The sequence below is a fragment of the Alteromonas sp. BZK5 genome (genome assembly GCF_014349115.1).
Taxonomy (GTDB): Bacteria; Pseudomonadota; Gammaproteobacteria; order Enterobacterales; family Alteromonadaceae; genus Alteromonas; species Alteromonas macleodii.
Genome location: NZ_JACSOE010000264.1, coordinates 1 through 1,261, shown reverse-complemented (window position 1 = coordinate 1,261; position 1,261 = coordinate 1). Strand labels below are relative to the sequence as shown.

Here is a 1,261-nt window from a genome sequence, read left to right as displayed (position 1 = left end):
TGACGTGCTCCAATAGATTCACACACCCAGTTAAGAGATAATTATCTCAACTGGAGTGTATATGAAAACCCGAAAAAGCTACTCGAAAGAATTCAAACTGGATGCGGTGAGTCTGGTTACAGAACAAAATTACAAGATTACTGAGGCTGCTCGCAGTCTTGGTATCAGTGCCAATATGTTAGGCCGCTGGCTTAAAGAGCAAGAATCAGAAGGGGCTCACGCATTTCGTGGCAATGGTAAGTTGACGCCCGAGCAGGAAGAAATTCGCCAACTGCGAGCAGAGAATAAGCGCCTGAAAATGGAGAAAGAGATCTTAAAAAAGGCAACGGTCTTCTTTGCCAAAGAAACCAAGTAAAATACGGTTTCATCACCCAACATAAGAAGACCTGGCCGATTAGCCTGATGTGCGAGATTCTTGGTGTCAGTCGCTGTAATTACTATAGTGCCGTGCGACGCAAGGAACACATTGAACCGGATCCGCAACATGATGAGTTAATTGAGTGGGTACAGAAAGTAGCAGATGCCAGTGACTTTACCTATGGCGTAAGACGTATGAAACGCGCGTTGAATTCGCTTGGTTATCCGGTTGGAAAACAGCGAACGAGAGCCTTGATGAAAGAAGCTGGAGTGAGCGTCAGACGACGTAGAAAATACAAAGTCACGACTAACAGCGACCATCAGCAACCTGTCTTCGATAACGTGCTGTCACGCGACTTTGATGCTCAAAAGCCAGACCAGGCGTATGTCTCTGACATTACCTACATCTGGACGCAAGAAGGCTGGCTGTATCTGGCCGTAGTGATTGACTTATTCTCACGAAAAATCGTGGGCTGGAGTATGGCATCGCGGATGAATGCCCAGCTTGTGTGTGATGCCTTAACGATGGCTTTGTGGCAACGTAAACCTAAAGTGGGCCTGATACATCATTCGGATCGCGGCTCTCAATACGCAAGCCGACAATTTAGACAGTTACTGACGCAATACAAGGTAACAGGTAGCATGAGCAGGAAAGGTGATTGTTGGGACAATGCCGTCGTAGAAAGCTTCTTCGGCACATTGAAACAAGAGCGAGTGCAGTGGCGTCACTACCAGAGTCGCCGTGCTGCCCAGCAGGATATTCTGCAATACATCACTATGTTTTATAACAGTCAGCGAATGCACTCATATCTGGATTACAAGAGTCCAAATCAATATGAGGCTGACATGGCTAACTTACAAAAAGCGGCTTAACTGGGTTGTGTGATTTTGGTTGACCACGTCA

The 1,261-nt window shown here is 46.5% G+C and carries 1 protein-coding gene; it reads left to right on the top strand.

The genetic code is table 11. The annotated features are described in order from the left end of the window. The first annotated feature begins 61 nt into the window (after window positions 1-61). Window positions 62-1,230 (top strand): IS3-like element ISAma1 family transposase gene (locus BIZ39_RS21835; protein WP_085929700.1). Its coding sequence is split into 2 segments (ribosomal slippage): window positions 62-311 and window positions 311-1,230, totalling 1,170 coding nucleotides; the frame shifts between segments, so codons are not numbered across the junction. Window positions 1,231-1,261 lie beyond the last annotated feature (31 nt).